Origin of the sequence: Pseudomonas sp. NBRC 111130, assembly GCF_001320485.1 — a bacterium.
Taxonomy (GTDB): Bacteria; Pseudomonadota; Gammaproteobacteria; order Pseudomonadales; family Pseudomonadaceae; genus Aquipseudomonas; species Aquipseudomonas vlassakiae.
In genome coordinates, this window is the sequence record NZ_BCBG01000018.1 from 1 (window position 1) to 14,011 (window position 14,011).

13 protein-coding genes are annotated in these 14,011 nt (G+C 65.3%); 7 read left to right on the plus strand and 6 right to left on the minus strand.

Annotated features, from left to right (window positions below; genetic code table 11):
- A partial coding sequence (locus APH33_RS10630) for a transporter substrate-binding domain-containing protein (RefSeq protein ID WP_156351929.1) occupies positions 1 to 390 on the minus strand: 390 nt, incomplete at its 3' end.
- A gap of 277 nt (positions 391 to 667) precedes the next feature.
- On the opposite strand from APH33_RS10630, the gene APH33_RS10635 reads away from it, so the two are divergent.
- Together APH33_RS10635 and APH33_RS10640 are read left to right on the plus strand one after the other, a co-directional pair.
- Positions 668 to 1,357 (plus strand): FadR/GntR family transcriptional regulator, encoded by a 690-nt coding sequence (locus APH33_RS10635; protein ID WP_054885091.1) that lies wholly within the window; start codon positions 668 to 670, stop codon positions 1,355 to 1,357.
- Positions 1,358 to 1,513: 156 nt separating this feature from the next.
- Positions 1,514 to 2,848: an MFS transporter gene (locus APH33_RS10640; protein ID WP_054885092.1), complete on the plus strand. Its 1,335-nt coding sequence runs from the start codon at positions 1,514 to 1,516 to the stop codon at positions 2,846 to 2,848.
- A 118-nt stretch (positions 2,849 to 2,966) separates the two neighbouring features.
- Here APH33_RS10640 and APH33_RS10645 read toward each other — a convergent pair whose 3' ends face one another.
- Genes APH33_RS10645 through APH33_RS10655 form a run of 3 tightly spaced genes read right to left on the minus strand, consistent with a single transcriptional unit; the run spans position 2,967 to position 8,578 of the window.
- Positions 2,967 to 6,104 carry an efflux RND transporter permease subunit gene (locus APH33_RS10645; RefSeq protein WP_054885093.1) on the minus strand — a complete coding sequence of 1,046 codons (3,138 nt, stop codon included), beginning with the start codon at positions 6,102 to 6,104 and terminating at the stop codon, positions 2,967 to 2,969.
- Positions 6,105 to 6,120: 16 nt separating this feature from the next.
- A complete protein-coding gene (locus APH33_RS10650; protein WP_054885094.1) occupies positions 6,121 to 7,332 on the minus strand; it encodes an efflux RND transporter periplasmic adaptor subunit in 1,212 nt (403 codons plus the stop codon).
- Positions 7,325 to 8,578, minus strand: a complete 1,254-nt coding sequence (locus APH33_RS10655; RefSeq protein ID WP_054885095.1) for a TolC family protein — start codon at positions 8,576 to 8,578, stop codon at positions 7,325 to 7,327. Before APH33_RS10655 ends, APH33_RS10650 begins: the two co-directional genes overlap by 8 nt.
- Before the next feature lie 216 nt (positions 8,579 to 8,794).
- Between APH33_RS10655 and aroQ the strand changes: the two genes are divergently transcribed.
- A complete protein-coding gene (gene aroQ / locus APH33_RS10660) occupies positions 8,795 to 9,244 on the plus strand; it encodes a type II 3-dehydroquinate dehydratase (RefSeq protein ID WP_054885096.1) in 450 nt (149 codons plus the stop codon).
- Entirely contained in the window at positions 9,241 to 10,089 is an 849-nt protein-coding gene (locus tag APH33_RS10665; protein ID WP_054885097.1) for a shikimate dehydrogenase, read from the plus strand. Before aroQ ends, APH33_RS10665 begins: the two co-directional genes overlap by 4 nt.
- Positions 10,090 to 10,203: 114 nt before the next feature.
- Here APH33_RS10665 and APH33_RS10670 read toward each other — a convergent pair whose 3' ends face one another.
- Together APH33_RS10670 and APH33_RS10675 are read right to left on the minus strand one after the other, a co-directional pair.
- The gene (locus APH33_RS10670) at positions 10,204 to 10,743 is read right to left on the minus strand and encodes a thioredoxin family protein (protein ID WP_054885098.1); all 540 of its coding nucleotides are present in this window, start codon (positions 10,741 to 10,743) and stop codon (positions 10,204 to 10,206) included.
- The gene (locus tag APH33_RS10675; protein WP_054885099.1) at positions 10,733 to 11,008 is read right to left on the minus strand and encodes a DUF2790 domain-containing protein; all 276 of its coding nucleotides are present in this window, start codon (positions 11,006 to 11,008) and stop codon (positions 10,733 to 10,735) included. The genes APH33_RS10670 and APH33_RS10675 overlap by 11 nt, the downstream gene beginning before the upstream one ends.
- Before the next feature lie 221 nt (positions 11,009 to 11,229).
- Here APH33_RS10675 and APH33_RS10680 point away from each other — a divergent pair, with 221 nt between their 5' ends.
- From APH33_RS10680 to APH33_RS10690, 3 genes are all read left to right on the plus strand, one after another.
- Positions 11,230 to 11,970: a response regulator gene (locus APH33_RS10680; protein WP_054885100.1), complete on the plus strand. Its 741-nt coding sequence runs from the start codon at positions 11,230 to 11,232 to the stop codon at positions 11,968 to 11,970.
- Positions 11,967 to 13,250 (plus strand): HAMP domain-containing sensor histidine kinase, encoded by a 1,284-nt coding sequence (locus tag APH33_RS10685; protein ID WP_054885101.1) that lies wholly within the window; start codon positions 11,967 to 11,969, stop codon positions 13,248 to 13,250. Before APH33_RS10680 ends, APH33_RS10685 begins: the two co-directional genes overlap by 4 nt.
- Before the next feature lie 141 nt (positions 13,251 to 13,391).
- A complete protein-coding gene (locus APH33_RS10690) occupies positions 13,392 to 14,006 on the plus strand; it encodes a ferric reductase-like transmembrane domain-containing protein (RefSeq protein WP_054885102.1) in 615 nt (204 codons plus the stop codon).
- Positions 14,007 to 14,011: the final 5 nt, after the last annotated feature.

Genomic DNA, 14,011 nt, shown 5'->3' on the forward strand with positions numbered 1-14,011 from the left:
GTCGGCCGGGCCGAACACGGCCAGGTAGAACGGTGCGTAGGGGCGGGAGAAATCGATGACGGCGGCACGCTCGGGGTTCTTGCCCAGGCTGGAGATCACCAGGTCGACCTTGCCGGTGGTGAGAAACGGAATGCGGTTGGTGCTATTGACCGGCGTCAGCGCCAGCTTTACGCCAAGCTTGTCGGCCAGCAGCTGGGCGGTGTCGATGTCCAGGCCTCGAGGCTTGAGGTCGGGGCCGACCGAACCGAAAGGCGGGAAGTCTTGCGGCACCGCCACTTTGAGCACGCCACGGGCGCTGATGTCGGCCAGCGCATCGGCCTGCGCGCCTGGCAATGCCAGGGCGCCGCCGCAGAACAGAGTGGCCAGGAACAGGGGGCGGAATATCTTCATCGGATGGCCTCGCAAGCATTCAGGAAGTGGACTGCCGCCAGGGCAGTGCACGGGCCATGCCAGAGTGCGCCCGGGCACATCACGAAGCGGTGGAAAGCGCGCACTGAACGGTCTTACTGGTCTGAACAGTTGCCCGTCGGCCGCCCGCGTCGCCGAGGGCACGCCCCGCTTTCGTGCAGCCGGGCACTACGCTGCGCCAGGGCGGAGCAGCACTTGCCAGCGCAAGGCAATCGCCGTAAAAAGCCAAAGTCATCGCCCTCCGACCGGTCTGAACAGCATGCTCGATACCCTCCCCCGCGCCGTCCCCGAACAGGCCCTGCAAGGCATTCGCAAGCTGATCGACGAAGGCACCTATCAACCCGGCGATGCCTTGCCCTCGCAACGTGACCTTGCCGAGCAGCTGGGGGTGAGCCGGGCATCGCTGCGTGAAGCGCTGTCGTCGCTCAGTGCCCTGGGCCTGGTCAGCGTGCAACCGGGCAAGGGTGTGTTCGTGCAAGCGCCGGTGCCTGCAGCCTCGACGTTTGCCTGGCCTTATGCCGAGCAGGTGTCCGCCAGTGACACCTTCCAGTTGCGTTACGCCCTGGAAGGCTTCGCCGCCGGGCAGGCGGCACTGGCCCTGACCGCAGATGACATCGATCGCCTGGAGGAAAATGTCGAGGCGATGCACCAGGAGTTGCGCGCGGGCCGCTTCGAAGCCGCGGCCCGGCTGGACTTCGCGTTCCACCAGCGGTTGCTGCAAGCCTGCGGCAACCAGGCGATGCTGCAGGTGATCACGGCGAGCCAGGAGATCTTCCTCGAGAGCCAGAAGCTGCCCTTCATTCGCCCGGAACGCGCCCTGGAAACCTGGCAGGAGCACCGCAAGATTCTCCGCGCCCTGAGCCGCCGCTCGCAGGCGGCCGCGCAGAAGGCGATGCAGGAGCACATCCGCAACGCGGCCTCGCGCACCGGCGTGGTGTTTACGGTGTAGCGTCGGCCCGTTGCGGTCGTAACAGGCATCCCGATGTCGCCCTGAACGATGCACCCGCCCCCGCTGACCCGGTCTACTGGCCCTTGATAACAACGATGGCGCGCCTGAGCGCGCCACATTCATCCAGGCTGCCTATGGAAACCGGAGAGCTTCCGTATGTCTGCATCGCATGAGGTATCCCCCGCCACCCTGCGCAGGGTCATCGCCGCTTCGGCCATCGGCAACTTCGTCGAGTGGTTCGACTTCGCCGTCTATGGCTTCCTCGCCACGCTGATTGCCGGGCAGTTCTTCGCCAGCGAAGATGCCAGCGTCGCCCTGCTCAAGACCTTTGCCGTTTTCGCCGTGGCCTTCGCCTTGCGCCCGCTCGGCGGTATCGTGTTCGGTGCACTGGGCGACCGCCTGGGGCGCAAGCGTATCCTGTCGCTGACCATCCTGCTGATGGCTGGCTCCACCACCTTGATCGGCCTGCTGCCGACCTATGCCAGCATCGGCCTTGCCGCGCCGGCACTGCTGACCCTGGCGCGCTGCCTGCAAGGCTTCTCGGCCGGCGGCGAATATGCCGGCGCCTGCGCCTACCTGATGGAACATGCGCCACGCAACAGGCGTGCGTTCTACGGCAGCTTCGTACCTGTGTCGACCTTCTCGGCCTTTGCCTGCGCGGCGGTCATAGCCTATGGTCTGGAAGCCAGCCTGTCGGCCGAAACCATGGCCGCCTGGGGCTGGCGCATCCCGTTCCTGGTGGCCGCGCCGCTGGGACTGGTGGGCTTGTACCTGCGCTGGCGCATGGAGGAAACCCCGGCGTTTCGTGAGGCTATCGCCCAAGGCAAGGAACATGAACATTCGCCGCTCAAGGAGACCCTGCGCAAGCACGGCCGCGCGATCCGCAACCTGGGCATGTTCATTTCGCTGACGGCGCTGTCGTTCTACATGTTCACCACCTACTTCGCCACCTACCTGCAACTGGTCGGCAACCTGACCCGCGCCCAGTCGCTGCTGGTGACCACCGTGGCGCTGCTGTTCGCTGCCGTCGGTTGCCCGCTGGCCGGGGCCTTCTCGGACCGGGTCGGGCGGCGCAAGACCATTGGCTTCACCTGCCTGTGGGTGATGGTCTGCGTGTTCCCCGCTTACTGGCTGGCCAGCTCCGGGTCGATGTCGGGGGCGCTGCTGGGGGGGATCCTGCTGGCGGTGGGGGCGCTGTGCAGTGGCGTGGTGACGGCGGCATTGCTGTCGGAGAGTTTCCCTACGCGGACCCGCTATACCGCTTCGGCGATTACCTACAACGTGGCGTATACGCTGTTTGGTGGGACTGCACCGCTGGTGGCGACCTGGTTGATCGGGCAGACCGGCAGCAGCCTGGCGCCGGCGTTCTACCTGGTGGTGATTGCGCTGGTGGCCTTGGTGGGCGGGTTGGCGTTGCCGGAGACATCGAGGATATCGTTGCATGATGAAGCTGGGGTTGATGTGAGCCCTGCAGTCCGCGCTTCGAGCTGAGGCCCTTGGGGCTGCTTTGCAGCCCTTTCGCGACACAAGGCCGCTCCCACAGGGACTGCGCGATCCTTGTGGGAGCGGCCTTGTGTCGCGAAAGGGCCGCAGAGCGGCCCCGGCGATCTCAATCCTCTTCGCGCCTGTATGCCCACTGATAGAGCGCTGGCAACACCAGCAAGGTCAGCGCCGTCGACGACAGAATCCCGCCAATCACCACCGTCGCCAGCGGCCGCTGCACCTCGGCCCCGGTCCCGGTTGCCAACGCCATCGGAATGAACCCCAACGACGCCACCAGCGCGGTCATCAGCACCGGCCGCAAGCGCGTCAACGCCCCCTCCTCGACCGCCGCACGCACACCACGCCCTTGCTCGCGCAGGTTGCGGATGAAGGCAATCATTACCAGGCCATTGAGCACCGCCACACCCGACAAGGCAATGAAACCCACCCCGGCAGAAATCGACAGCGGAATCTCGCGAAGCCACAGCGCCAGCACCCCGCCGGTCAAGGCAAACGGAATCCCGGTGAACACCAGCAGGCCGTCCTTGAGGTTGTTGAACATCATCAGCAGCAAAGCCATCACCAGCAACAGCGCTACCGGCACCACCACCCGCAAGCGCTCGGCCGCCGACTGCAGCTGCTCGAACTGGCCGCCCCAGCGGGTCCAGTAACCCGGCGGGATCTGTACCTGCGCAAGCAACGTCTGCTCGGCCTGCTCGACAAACGAACCCAGGTCGCGCCCGCGCACGTTGGCGCTGACCACCACCACGCGCTTGCCATCCTCGCGGCTGACCTGATTCGGCCCCAACTGCAGGTTCAACGTGGCCACCTGCGAAAGCGGGATGAAGCCGATCCGTGCCGCGCCGGCCGCCGCGCTGGCGGGGACCGGAATCAGCAGGCTGCCCAGGCCATCGACATCGGTCCGCAGGGTTTCGGGCAGGCGTACCACCATGTCGAAGCGGCGATCGCCTTGGTACACCGTGCCCGCCGTGCGCCCGCCGACGGCGATGGCGATGGCGTCCTGCACGTCGCCCACATTCAGACCATGGCGCGCAGCCTTGTCGCGATCGATATCAATGGTCAGCACCGGCAGGCCGGTGGTCTGCTCGACCTTCACCTCCGCGGCGCCGGGTACCTGTTGCAGGCTGCTGGCGATCTGCGCGGCGGTACGGTTGAGCACTTCCATGTCATCCCCGAACACCTTCACCGCCACATCGCTGCGCACGCCGGAGATCAGCTCGTTGAAGCGCAACTGGATCGGCTGCGACAGCTCGTAGTTGCTGCCCGGCACGCTGGCAGCAGCGCGCTGCACCTCGGCAATCAGTTCCGTGCGGGGCTTGCCGGGGTCCGCCCACTGCTCGCGCGGGCGCAGCATCACGTAGGCATCGGAGATGTTCGGCGGCATCGGGTCGGAGGCGATCTCGGCGGTGCCAGTGCGGGCAAACACCCGCTGCACTTCCGGCACCTGGGCGATGATGGCCTGCTCCAGGCGCTGCTGCATGTCCACCGACTGCGACAGGCTGGTGCCTGGAACACGCAGCGCCTGCAAGGCAAAATCACCTTCGCTGAGGCTGGGGATGAACTCGCTGCCCAGGCGGCTGGCCATGACCCCGGACAGCAGCACCAGCCCGGCGGCTGTGGTGAACGCCAGCTTGCGCCGGCCCAGCACCCAGTTGAGCACCGGTGCGTAGCGCAGGCGGGCGGTGCGCATGAGCACGCCCTCTTCCTCCTTGACCTTGCCGGTGACGAACAGCGCGATAGCGGCCGGCACGAAGGTCACCGAAAGGATCATGGCACCCAGCAGTGCCATCACCACGGTGAAGGCCATCGGGTGGAACATCTTGCCCTCGACCCCGGTCAGGGCAAAGATCGGCAGGTACACCACCATGATGATCAACTGCCCGTAGATCAGCGGCCGGCGCGCCTCACGGGCGGCGGCGAACACCTCGTGGAAGCGTTCGGCACGGGTCAGCATGCGGCCATGGCGCTGCTGCGCATGGGCCAGGCGGCGGATGGCGTTTTCGACGATCACCACCGCGCCATCAACGATGATGCCGAAGTCCAGGGCGCCAAGGCTCATCAGGTTGGCACTGACCTTGTTGCTGAACATGCCGGTGAAGGTGAACAGCATCGACAGCGGGATGATCATGGCAGTGATCAGCGCAGCGCGGATGTTGCCCAGGAACAGGAACAGCACGGCAATCACCAGGATCGCGCCTTCGACCAGGTTCTTCTTCACCGTGGCGATGGCCTTTTCGACCAGGTGGGTGCGGTCATAGACCGTGACCGCGACCACACCCTTGGGCAGGTTGCGATTGATCTCGGCGAGTTTGGCCGCCACCGCCTGGGACACAGTGCGGCTGTTTTCGCCGATCAGCATGAACACCGTGCCCAGCACCACCTCGCGGCCGTTTTCGGTAGCCGCGCCAGCGCGCAGCTCTTTGCCCAAGCCAACCTGGGCAACATGGCTGACGCGGATGGGCGTGCCATCGACAGTGGAAATGACGATGTTGGCGATGTCTTCGGCCGAGGCCACCTGCCCCGGCGCACGAATCAGCAGCTGCTCACCGTTGCGCTCGATGTAGCCGGCGCCCACGTTGGCGTTGTTACGCTCCAGCGCCGCGATCAGGTCGTTGAGGGTGAGCTTGTAGGCTGCCAGGCGCTTCGGGTCGGGGGCGATCAGGTACTGCCTGGCGTGGCCGCCGATGCTGTTGACCTCGGCGACGCCGGGCACGTTGCGCAGCTGCGGCTTGATGATCCAGTCCTGGATCACCCGCAGGTCAGTCTCCGTGTAAGGCGTACCGTCGTCCTTGAGTGCGCCCTGCTCGGCCTCCACCGTCCACAGGAAGATTTCCCCCAGCCCCGTGGAGATCGGCCCCATGCCGGCCTCGATGCCTTCGGGCAACTGCTCGCGAGCGACCTGCAGGCGCTCGTTGACCAGTTGCCGGGCGAAGAACAGATCGGTGCCATCGTCAAAGATCACCGTTACCTGCGACAACCCCGAGCGCGACAGCGAGCGGGTCTGTTTCAGGCCCGGCAGGCCTGCCATGGCGGTCTCGATGGCGAAGGTGATGCGCTGCTCGGTCTCCAGCGGCGAATAGCCCGGCGCGGCAGTGTTGACCTGCACCTGGACGTTGGTGATATCCGGCACCGCATCGATCGGCAGTTTCTGGTAGCTGTGGATTCCCACGGCAGCCATCAGCACCACGGCGAGCATCACTACCAGGCGCTGCTCGATGGCGAATTGGATCAGGCGTTCGAACATGCAAGCATCCCCGCAGTCAATGGCTGTGCTCGGCAGAGGCTTTGCCGAGCTCGGACTTGAGGACGAAGCTGCCGGCAGCAGCCACCTGGGTCCCGGCGGCCAGGCCCGAGGTGATCTCTACCTGGCCGGCGTCGCGGCGGCCGGTGTTCACCGGGCGGGCCTCGAAACCTTCGTCGGTGCGGGCGAACACCACGGTCTGCTGCTCCCAGCTCTGCAATGCGCTTTCGGGCACGACGACGGCCGCCTTGAAGCGTTCGACACTGACCCCGATATTGACCAACAGCCCCGGGCGCCAGGCACCGCTGGGGTTGGCCAGGGTGACGCGCACGGTGGCGGCGCGGTTCTGCTCGCCGAGCAGGCTGCCGACGTAGTTGACCGTGCCTTCGGTTTCGGCGCCGAGGTCCGGCGCGCTGACGGTCACGCTGCGCCCAGTGGTGACCCTCGCCAGTTCGCGGGGTGCGACAGCGAAGGTCGCCCACACGCGGCTGAGGTCGGACAGGGTGAAGGCGTTGCTGGTCTCGTCGACCACTTCGCCTACGGTCAGGTGCTTCTCCACCACCACCGCATCGAACGGGGCACGCAACTCGTAGCGGTTACCGGCACCGGCCGGGCCGACGGCGGCCACTTTATGCCGGGCATTGGCCAGGGCGATTTCGGCTTCTTGCAAGGCCTGGCGCGCCTGCAGGTAATCCTGCTCGGCACTGATGCGCTCCTGCCACAGCTGCTGCTCGCGCTGGAAAGTCAGGCGCGCCAGTTCGAGGCGGCGCTGTGCGGCCTGCTGCTCGCTGCGCAAGTCGGAGATCTGCTGGCTGGCGATGACCGCCAGCACCTGGCCGCGCCTGACCGACTGGCCGAGCTCGGCCTGCACCGCTTCGACCACGCCCGGCACCCGTGGTACCACATGGGCCGTGCGGTCTTCATCGAAACGGATCTCGCCGGGGAAGCTGATGGCGGTACCCAGTTCGCGTGGGCCGGCGGTGGTCAACTGGATGCCGGCCGACTCGATCTGGGCAGTCGACAGGTGCAGTGCGCCTTCCTTTTCCTGATGCGCTTCAACCGCTTCATCAGCGTGACCGTGGCTGTCTTCGCCATGGTCGTCGTGGCGGGGCTCTGCTGGACTGGTCTGGCCTTTGCTGGCCTGGCCAAGGTTGCCGGTCCAGGCCAAGCCACCCATGCCGAGAATGGCAATGGCAGCGGCCAGGAGGGCGAATTTGCGGGGGTTAGTCATTGTTGCTCCTGCTGCTCGAAATGTTGCTCAAACCGTCCAGATCGCCGTAGATCCGTTCGACCTGTGCCCGTGCATCGGTTGCCGTGGCCAAGGCCTCGAGGTACAGGCCGCGCGCGTCGATCAAGGTGCGCTGGGCGTCGAGCACGTCGAGGAAAGCGAATTTGCCCATTTCGAAGCCACGGGTAGCGGTGTCCACGGCCTGCTGCGCCGACGGCAGGATGGTCTGGTCGTAGGCCTGCACCTCCTGCATCGCCGTGCGCCACTGATCAACGGCGCTGCGGGTTTCGCTGCGCAGGCGCAGTTCGACCGCGTTGCGCAGGTCACGGGCCTGGTCGGCGCGGCGTGCCGCGGCGAGCACGTTGCCCTGGTTACGGTCGAACAACGGCAAGGGCATCGACAGCCCGACCACATTGACCCGCTCACGGTCCTCACGGCTGTACTGGCTGCCGACACTGACGGTGAGGTTGGGCACGCGCAGGGCCTTTGCCGACCCCAGCGACGCTTCGCCGCGCTCGACCTGGGCAGCTGCCAGGCGCCATTCGGCGGTCCGTTCGAGCTGGCCGAGCAAGGCCTCGGCCGAAGGTGCGGCGCCAGGCGATAGACTGGCCGTCGGCAAGGTGTCGAAGGTCGCCAGCGAGCTGCCGGTCAACCGCGCCAGGGCCTGGTAGGCCACGGTGCGCTGGGTTTCGGCGCGTCTTACGTCGGCCCGGGCCTGGGCCAGCTGAACCTGGGCACGGGTGACCTCCACCGGTGACGACTGGCCGGCCGTGACCCGGCCCTGGACTACCCGCAGGCCACGCTCGGTCAGCGCTTGCGACTGCTGCGCCAGTTCCACGCCGGTCTGCGCACGCAAGGCGGCGTGATACGCCTGGATCACATCGGCGCGCAGGCTATTGCGCTGCCTTTCGAGGTCAAGCTGGGCAATGGCCTGGCCGGCGCCGGCCACCGCAATGCGCGCACCGCGCTTGCCGCCCAGTTCCAGTGGCTGGCTGAGCGTGACGGTGCTGGTGCTGGTATCGCGGCGGGTGTCTTCCATTTCCCAGGCCAGTTCAGGGTTGGGGATCAACCCGGCCTGGCGCCGCTCGCCCTCGGCAATGCCGATTTCGCGACCGGCTGCGGCCAGTTCAGGGTTGTTGGCAAAGGCGGCGCTCAACGCCTCGGGCAGGCTCATGCCTGGCCCGGCCTGGGCGCTGGCGGTAGCCGCCAGCAACAGGCCGAGCAAGGCGATCTTGCGGGGGGTGGGCACTTCGAGAGTCCTCGTCGACAAGCGTTGGCGATGGACTGTAAAGAAGGCTGGTTATCGAGGCGGTGGCGTCAGCATTACAATTACGTAATCCGGCACGCTGCCGGACAAGTTCGATAATCGCCCACTTTGCCCCCCTGCGACACCTGAGCGGATTGACGGAATTAACCACCCGGTACAAACATAGCGGCATTCAACAACAACAAAGCGATGCCCGTCATGAAGCCCCTTATTCTCGTGCTCAATGGCCCCAACCTGAACATGCTGGGAACCCGCGAACCCGCCCAGTATGGCCATGAAACCCTGGCCGACCTGGCCCAGGGTTGCGCCGACACTGCCCACGCCCACGGCCTGGAAATCGAATTTCGCCAGACCAACCATGAAGGCGAACTGATCGACTGGATCCACGCCGCCCGCGGCCGCTGTGCCGGTATCGTGATCAACCCCGGCGCCTGGACCCACACATCGGTAGCGATTCGCGATGCCCTGGTGGCCAGCGAACTCCCGGTCATCGAGGTACACCTGTCCAACGTGCACAAGCGCGAGCCGTTCCGCCACCTGTCGTTCGTCTCGTCGATTGCCGTGGGGGTCATCTGCGGCCTGGGCAGCCATGGCTACCGCATGGCCCTGAGCCACTTTGCCGAGATGTTCCAGGAGCCGCGCGCATGAGCCAGCCCGCCATCCTCGCCGGCCTGATCGGCCGTGGCATCCAGCTTTCGCGCACCCCTGCCCTGCACGAACACGAAGGCGACGCCCAGCACCTGCGTTATCTCTATCGCCTGATCGACGCCGACCAGCTCCAGCTGGAAGACAGCGCCCTGGCACAGCTGCTCGATGCGGCCCAGCACACCGGCTTTACCGGGCTCAACATCACCTATCCGTTCAAGCAGGCCATCCTGCCGCTGCTCGATGAGCTGTCGGACGAGGCACGTGGCATTGGTGCGGTGAACACCGTTGTGCTCAAGGATGGCAAGCGGGTCGGCCACAACACCGACTGCCTGGGCTTCGCCGAAGGTTTGCGGCGCGGTTTGCCGGATGTTTCGCGCCGGCGCGTGGTACAGATGGGCGCCGGTGGCGCCGGTTCGGCGGTGGCCCATGCGCTGCTGAGCGAAGGGGTCGAGCAACTGGTACTGTTCGAAGTGGACGCAACGCGCGCCCAGGCTTTGGTGGACAACCTCAATGGCCATTTCGGCACGGGTCGCGCGGTACTTGGCACGGACCTAGCGGTCGAAGTGGCCGAAGCCGATGGCCTGGTCAATACCACGCCAGTGGGCATGGCCAAGTTGCCAGGCACGCCACTCCCGGTGGCGCTGTTGCACCCGCGTCTGTGGGTGGCTGAAATCATCTATTTCCCGTTGGAGACCGAACTGCTGAAAGCCGCTCGCGCGCTGGGTTGCCGCACGCTCGATGGCAGCAACATGGCGGTGTTCCAGGCGGTCAAGGCGTTCGAGCTGTTCAGTGGCAAACAGGCAGATGCCGAGCGGATGCAGGCGCATTTCGCCAGCTTCTCCTGACAGACCGCAGAGCCTTCTTCGCGGGTAAACCCGCTCCCACAGGGACTGCGCAGACCTTCAAGGCTTGCGCGATCCTGTGGGAGCGGGTTTACCCGCGAAGAGGCCGGCACAAGCCTACCCTTTCTCATCCAGCAACGCCTTTATCACATTCTCCTGCCCAGCATAATCACCTTCACCAAAGTGCACATGCCGCACCTGCCCATGCCGGTCGACAAAGTAATGCGCTGGCCAGAACTGGTTACCCCAGGCATTCCACACCTGATAGTCGTTATCCACCGCCACCGGATACGCGATACCCAGGCTGGCCACCTTGCTTCGCAACTGGCTGACATCATGCTCGTAGTCGTACTCCGGCGTATGCACGCCCACCACCACCAGGCCCTGGTCGGCATAGCGCCGTGCCCAGTCGTTGACGTGCGGCAGGCTGCGCTGGCAATTGATGCAGTCCCAGGTCCAGAAGTCCACCAGCACCACCTTGCCCTTGAGCTCCGGGGCGTCCAAGGGTGGCGAGTTGAGCCACTGGCTGGCACCGGCCAGCGACGGCATGCTGCCGAAACTGTCGCGAGCCATCAATTGCCCTCCAGCGAGGCCCAGGCCAACCAGCGCCAAGGCCACGCTCGCCACGTTCAGCAGCCGTCGGCGATCAGTTGTCATGGCAACCGCTCGTGGCGTAGCTGCGGTACTCGACGCTCTGATACTGGCCTTGGGAGTCGAGGTAGTCCATGCGCGTCTTGACCGGGCCGCAGGCATTGCGCTGGTCGTCTTTCAGCGACAGCACCTTCTTTACATCCAGGTGATCGCCGTAGCGGTACTGCATGACGCTGGCGTCGTTCATGGACGTGGAACTGGCATTGGCGGCAACGGCAGCGAAGCTGAGCACGGCGAACACACTGGCGCTGGCGATGGTCTTGAAGTTCATGGCATCTCTCCTTGCAACATTTCAGGAATGGGGATCACTGTTCCCCGGTGAGAGCCATTTCACGCCCGCCAGGTATCTCGCATGTGTCGCCCCGGCCTGTGATCTGCTTCCTGCTGTATCTCCACCCAGCCCAGATACACTGCAATACAAACCCGCACAGGCAAGTCCCTACGCGCTCGGTACACTGCGCCCACCCCCCCTTTTGAAAAGGAACGCTGCAAATGGAACATGTCGATCACATCCTGATCGTCGACGACGACCGTGAGATCCGCGAGCTGGTCGGCAATTACCTGAAAAAGAGTGGTTTGCGCACCAGCATCGTCGCCGACGGCCGGCAGATGCGCGCGTTCCTCGAGGCCAACAGCGTCGACCTGATCGTCCTCGACATCATGATGCCTGGCGACGACGGCCTGCTGCTGTGCCGCGAACTGCGTGCCGGCAAGCACCGCAACACGCCGGTTCTGATGTTGACCGCACGCAACGACGAGACCGACCGCATCATCGGCCTGGAAATGGGCGCCGACGACTACCTGACCAAGCCGTTCTCCGCCCGCGAACTGCTGGCGCGCATCAATGCCGTGCTGCGCCGCACCCGCATGCTGCCACCGAACCTGACCATCAGTGAAAGCAGCCGCCTGCTCGCCTTCGGCCAGTGGCGCCTGGACACCACCGCCCGCCACCTGCTCGACAGCGAAGGCACACTGGTGGCGCTGAGCGGCGCCGAATACCGCCTGTTGCGGGTGTTCCTCGACCATCCGCAACGGGTGCTCAGCCGCGAGCAGTTGCTGAACCTGACCCAAGGCCGCGAGGCGGACATCTTCGACCGCTCCATCGACCTGCTGGTCAGCCGCCTGCGTCAGCGCCTGGGCGACGATGCCCGAGAGCCGAGCTGCATCAAGACCGTGCGCAGTGAGGGCTATGTGTTCTCGCTGGCAGTGCAACTGCTCGAGTCACCGGCATGAAATGGCCGCGCACCCTCGCCTCACGCCTGGCACTGATCTTCTTCACCGGGCTGGTGCTGGCCTATGGCTTGTCGTTCAGCCTGCAGGCGTACGAGCGCTACATCAGCAGCCGCTCGATGATGCTCAGCAACCTCGAGCAGGATGTGGTCACCTCGGTGGCCATCCTCGACCGCCTGCCTGCTGCCGAGCGTGCAGCCTGGCTGCCGAGGCTGGAGCGACGCACCTATCGGTACCGGCTGGACGAAGGCTTGCAGGGTTCAGCGATGCCAAGCACCGATCCTCCCATGGCTGCCGAATCGATCGTCAAGGCCATCGGTGCCCAGTATCCGCTGACTTTCCAGGACATTCCCGGCCCCAATGCCCACTTCCAGGCCCACCTGCGCCTGGCCGATGGGGCGCCACTGACCATCGATGTCACGCCGGCACCCGTCCCGGTAGCGCGCTGGTTGCCGCTGGTACTGCTGATCCAGCTGGCGGTGCTGCTGTTCTGTACCTGGCTCGCCGTGCGCCTGGCCATCGGGCCTCTTACCCGCCTGGTCCAGGCAGTGGACACCCTCGACCCGGACAAGCCTGGCGTGCTGCTGGATGAAAGCGGCCCACGCGAGGTCCAGTACGCCGCCGTGGCGTTCAATGCCCTGCAGGCGCGCATCGCCGCCTACCTCAAAGAGCGCATGCAACTGCTTGCTGCCATTTCCCACGACCTGCAAACACCGATCACGCGCATGAAACTGCGGGTCGAGGTGATGGACGATGGCGTCGAGAAGGACAAGCTCTGGCACGACCTGGACGCCATGGAGCACTTGGTCCGCGAAGGCGTGGCCTACGCACGCAGCATGGACATCAACACCGAGGCGCCCTGCCGGATCAACCTTGACGCCTTTCTCGACAGCGTGGTGTTCGACTACCAGGACAGCGGCGCCCAGGTGGAGCGCAACGGTAGTACCGGCAGCCTGCTGGAAACCCGCCCGCATGCTTTGCGCCGCGTGCTGGTGAATCTGGTGGACAACGCCTTGAAATTTGCCGGCAAGGCACAGCTTGAGGTCAGCCGCGAGCGGGGCAAGACGCTGATCCGGGTGCTCGATGAAGGCCCCGGGATCCCCGCCGAAGAGCTGGACGAAGTGCTCAAGCCATTCTACCGGGTAGAAAGCTCGCGCAACCGCAGCACGGGCGGTACCGGCCTGGGGCTTGCCATCGCCCAGCAACTGACCCAGGCCATGGGCGGCAGGCTGACCTTGAGCAACCGAAAAAGCGGCGGGCTATGCGCCCAGATCGAGCTGTAACGACAAACGCGGCGGCCCGCGCGGGCCGTCATACAGCTCCGGTAACTACAGTCCGATACACAAAGCCGCTTTCACCGACACACTGCAGATACTCATTCCCAACACACTCCCGGTCACACAACGATACTCCGGGAGTCACCCATGAAGCCGCTCACCCTGCCCTCCGGCTGGAAACTGTTCACCGCTCTTGCTGGCCTGACCGTGTTCATGACCGCCGTGGTACTGCTCAGCTACCCACCCGGTGCGGATGGCCTGCGCAGTGCCATCCGCGCCACTGCGCGCAGCTCTTTCGCACTGTTCCTGCTGGCCTTCCTGGCCTCGTCAATGGTCACCTTGCTGCCTGGCAATGGCAGCCGCTGGTTGCTCCGCGAGCGACGCTACGTGGGCCTGGCCTTCGCCTTTTCGCATACCGTGCATGGCCTGCTGATCTACCGCTACGCCCAGCAATTTCCTGAACTGTTCTGGGCCGGACGCACGGTCACCTCGAGCCTGCCTGGCAGCATCGGTTATGTGTTTCTGTTGCTGCTCACCCTGACCTCATTCAAGGCACCGATGCGCCTGCTGGGCGGCCGTACCTGGAAAACCCTGCACAGCACCGGCATGTGGGTACTGGCCGGAGTGTTCTGCCTGTCGTTCTACAAACGCATCCCCATGGGCGGCGGGTACTCACTGGCCTTCGCCCTGATGTTCAGCGCCATCGCCCTCAAGCTGACTGCCAAGCTGGCACCGCGTCGCGCTGCCGATGCCCTTTCCTGAGCGAG

Excerpts from the sequence above, each read along its gene's own strand:
- APH33_RS10635 (WP_054885091.1), top strand. The coding sequence starts at position 668 with ATGCTCGATACCCTCCCCCGCGCCGTCCCCGAACAGGCCCTGCAAGGC.
- APH33_RS10640 (WP_054885092.1), top strand. The coding sequence starts at position 1,514 with ATGTCTGCATCGCATGAGGTATCCCCCGCCACCCTGCGCAGGGTCATC.
- APH33_RS10645 (WP_054885093.1), bottom strand. The coding sequence starts at position 6,104 with ATGTTCGAACGCCTGATCCAATTCGCCATCGAGCAGCGCCTGGTAGTG.
- APH33_RS10650 (WP_054885094.1), bottom strand. The coding sequence starts at position 7,332 with ATGACTAACCCCCGCAAATTCGCCCTCCTGGCCGCTGCCATTGCCATT.
- aroQ (WP_054885096.1), top strand. The coding sequence starts at position 8,795 with ATGAAGCCCCTTATTCTCGTGCTCAATGGCCCCAACCTGAACATGCTG.
- APH33_RS10665 (WP_054885097.1), top strand. The coding sequence starts at position 9,241 with ATGAGCCAGCCCGCCATCCTCGCCGGCCTGATCGGCCGTGGCATCCAG.
- APH33_RS10670 (WP_054885098.1), bottom strand. The coding sequence starts at position 10,743 with ATGACAACTGATCGCCGACGGCTGCTGAACGTGGCGAGCGTGGCCTTG.
- APH33_RS10675 (WP_054885099.1), bottom strand. The coding sequence starts at position 11,008 with ATGAACTTCAAGACCATCGCCAGCGCCAGTGTGTTCGCCGTGCTCAGC.
- APH33_RS10680 (WP_054885100.1), top strand. The coding sequence starts at position 11,230 with ATGGAACATGTCGATCACATCCTGATCGTCGACGACGACCGTGAGATC.
- APH33_RS10685 (WP_054885101.1), top strand. The coding sequence starts at position 11,967 with ATGAAATGGCCGCGCACCCTCGCCTCACGCCTGGCACTGATCTTCTTC.
- APH33_RS10690 (WP_054885102.1), top strand. The coding sequence starts at position 13,392 with ATGAAGCCGCTCACCCTGCCCTCCGGCTGGAAACTGTTCACCGCTCTT.